The sequence below is a fragment of the Ectothiorhodospira magna genome (assembly GCF_900110965.1).
Classification (GTDB): domain Bacteria; phylum Pseudomonadota; class Gammaproteobacteria; order Ectothiorhodospirales; family Ectothiorhodospiraceae; genus Ectothiorhodospira; species Ectothiorhodospira magna.
On sequence record NZ_FOFO01000049.1, the window covers coordinates 1 to 2,870 of the forward strand.

Sequence of the window (2,870 nt, forward strand, 5' to 3'; positions counted from 1 at the left end):
GACAACAACCGCGGCGAACGTGCACTGCGCGGCGTATGCGTGAGTCGCAAGAACTGGAACTTCACCGGCTCGGAGAATGGCGGTCACGCCCTGGCCATCCTGCTCACCCTCCTGGAGACCTGCAAGCAGAACGGGGTGAACCCCCGTCACTATCTGATCGATGTGCTTGAGCGCATCCAGGATCATCCCGCCAATCGCCTCCAAGAGCTGCTGCCCTATCACTGGGCACCGCTGGCCCAGAGTTGCGGGGAGCATGCCAGCACCGAGTGACGGCTGGCTATACAGGGGCTACCGGACGGGTACGTTCCTCTGCGATTCCTCTGCGATCAGCGATGCGTGTTGCCGTCGTAGTGTGGCGAGCGCGGGCCGTACAGGATGGATGTGGGGCCACCGGCGGTGAGGTCTGGCACCGCGGCATGGTCAGGGCTGCGGTGCCGACGCCGCAGGAGGATCATCGGCGGTCAAGGGGCGAGTTCTCCCTCTCGTCCTCATCAAACTCATCCACGCGGGGATCCAGATGCAGAGTCTCCTGGGTGAGGCCCTGAATCGCCTCCAGGCCCACGAAGGCCGGTTGCGGTTCAGCCACGGGGGCCTGAACCCGGGTACGCCAGGTGGCATGCAGTGCAACCAGGGCATAGATCGCCATGAGGAACAGGAACAGCCACTGGGGTTGACCCCACTGCATCAGCGGGGCGGCCACGGCGGGCCCGAGGGTGGCACCGGCGCCAAAGATGAGCAGAAGGCCACTGGAGACAGCCACGAAATTGCCCTCCACCGCCCGGTCGTTGGCGTGGGCAACCGCCACGGGGTAGATGGTGTGCATGGCACCGCCCAACAGCATGACCATCAGGATCACCTGGGCCGGATCACGCAGCTCAAGCGCGAACAGGCCGAACGACAGGAGTGCCCCCACCAAGGCCACACCCACCACGACCCAGCGGCGATCCATTCGATCCGACAAACGCCCCACGGGGATCTGCATCAGCGCACCGCCCACGATGGCCCCCGCCACCAGGAGCGCCACCGCCCACAGGGGCAGACCGATGCTGCTGGCATACACCGGCGCCAGCGTGCCGAAGGCACCATTGGCCAGCCCCACGCCGAAGCAGGCCATCACGGCGATGGGGGACACGCGAATCAGGCGCCGGAAATCCAGTTTCACCTCGTGCAACGGCTCAGGTGCTCGTCCCGAACTCAGGGCCGTGGGGATCAGGGCCAGGCAACCCAGAATGGCGACGATGACGAAGGGCTCAAATCCACCGGGCTCAAAGAGCATGACCGTGAGCTGCCCGATCACGGAACTGGCCAGATTGACGATCATGTAGCGCGCAAACACCCGCCCGCGTGTCTCACTGGAGGCACTCTCACTGAGCCAGCTCTCGATGATCATGGTGGCGCCGGCAAAGGCAAAGCCGGTGGCCACGCGCACCAGAATCCAGGCGATGGGGGTGACGAACAGGACGTTGATCAGGGCAGTGATGGCCACCAGCGCGGCCATCACACCGAACACGCGGACATGACCGACCTGGGCCACCAGCCGGGGCAGGAACAGGCAGCCGGCCACATAGCCTGCGGCAAACGCACTGCCGATCAGGCCAATGAGCGAGGTGGGGAAACCCTCCATTTCGGCGCGGATGGGGAGTACGAGTCCCAGCATGGCGCCCGAGGCGAACAGCAAACCAGCGCCGAGCAGAAGGGCCCGTGTCCTGATGGGCAGTTGTTCTACCATGATGTTTTTCGCAGCGATTTGAGTTAACTCAATTATCGTCAGATAGGGCACAGGGTCAAGCCGAGCGGCTTTTGGTTCCCACTCCTTAGTCTTCGACCCCTAGATGTGGTGGGTCTTGCGCATCAATCGCGCTGCTGGCGGCGGCGCTATGCTATGGCGGGTTCGCCTTCAGCTTGTATGCCCTGGCGGTGGCTCACACCCATGACCGACTGGAGGTCACCCAGGTACTGGAAGGCACCCAGGGGCTGCTCCTGGTCAACGGCATCGGCGCCATGCTGGGACTGTTGCTGGCCGGGATGGTGGTCCCTGATGCAGGGGAAACAACTCGCACAGGCGTGCCAGCTGCTTCGTTGAGGGCTGTCCTTGCAGGTGACACCAGAGAACTCCAGCACCCGGCGCTGATTAGCCAAGTCTGGCTTCTGCGCCTTTGAGGAGACCCGGCAATAGGCCACCAGTCGCGTTGGACCCTCAGGTGCATGCCGCCATCCGATGAACTCCCGCAATTGGGCCTCAGTGTAAAGACGACGATTGCTGTCAGTCCGTGCCGCTGGAATGAGGCGCCCCTCGCGGTCCCAGCGCTGCAGGGTCTTGACCGAAACACCCAGCCGCTTCGCCGCCTTGCCTGTACTCATGGTGTTCTCCATGAGTCATGAGTACACTATCGCGCACTTTTTGCTAGACTAGAGTCTAGCTCCCCTGTCGCCACCTGCTCGGGTAACGTGCCCGGCGCCGTGCCCGGCGGCTGAGCAACGGAGTACCCGACAGGCTCAGGACAACCCAACTCACCAGAAATGCCACCGGCAGAGCCACGCTCACATTGCCCAACACCGCCACGAACTGGGATCGTCCCACCTGGATCAGGATGTCGGCCACCTTTTCGAGGATGTCAACCGTCCAGTTGCTGTGCGGATCGAAATCCACCTGGGTGCTGGATCAGCTCAAAATCCACACTCATCGGCCCACTGCCCTGGTGCTTGAGATACCGCACCGGCCCGTAATAGGTGAATGGCGCAGCCTTCCCCTGCTCCAGCTTGTTTTCCCGGATAAAGAGATGGATACCGATGCCCATCTCCTCATGATGGATGATCTCCCGGCCCCGCTTGCTCTGGGGCGTTGTCTGATTCTGGGTCTGCCAGTGGAA

5 protein-coding genes are annotated in these 2,870 nt (G+C 63.0%); 1 reads left to right on the forward strand and 4 read right to left on the reverse strand.

The window, feature by feature from the left end; all coding sequences use genetic code 11:
- A partial coding sequence (locus BMX62_RS12400; protein WP_143339814.1) for a transposase domain-containing protein occupies nucleotides 1-270 on the forward strand: 270 nt, incomplete at its 5' end.
- 181 nt (nucleotides 271-451) lie between these two features.
- Here BMX62_RS12400 and BMX62_RS12405 read toward each other — a convergent pair.
- The 4 genes from BMX62_RS12405 to BMX62_RS12420 form a co-directional block, all read right to left on the reverse strand.
- Nucleotides 452-1,729 (reverse strand): MFS transporter, encoded by a 1,278-nt coding sequence (locus BMX62_RS12405; RefSeq protein WP_090209601.1) that lies wholly within the window; start codon nucleotides 1,727-1,729, stop codon nucleotides 452-454.
- Between the two features lie 146 nt (nucleotides 1,730-1,875).
- On the reverse strand, nucleotides 1,876-2,361 hold the full coding sequence (locus BMX62_RS13340; RefSeq protein WP_202906277.1) for a MerR family DNA-binding transcriptional regulator: 486 nt from the start codon (nucleotides 2,359-2,361) through the stop codon (nucleotides 1,876-1,878).
- Nucleotides 2,362-2,416: 55 nt separating this feature from the next.
- Nucleotides 2,417-2,650: a hypothetical protein gene (locus BMX62_RS13440; RefSeq protein ID WP_090209604.1), complete on the reverse strand. Its 234-nt coding sequence runs from the start codon at nucleotides 2,648-2,650 to the stop codon at nucleotides 2,417-2,419.
- The coding region (locus BMX62_RS12420; RefSeq protein WP_143339816.1) for a DUF3427 domain-containing protein at nucleotides 2,616-2,870 on the reverse strand (255 nt) is incomplete at its 5' end. The genes BMX62_RS12420 and BMX62_RS13440, both read right to left, overlap by 35 nt.

Excerpts from the sequence above, each read along its gene's own strand:
- BMX62_RS12405 (WP_090209601.1), bottom strand. The coding sequence starts at position 1,729 with ATGGTAGAACAACTGCCCATCAGGACACGGGCCCTTCTGCTCGGCGCT.
- BMX62_RS13340 (WP_202906277.1), bottom strand. The coding sequence starts at position 2,361 with ATGAGTACAGGCAAGGCGGCGAAGCGGCTGGGTGTTTCGGTCAAGACC.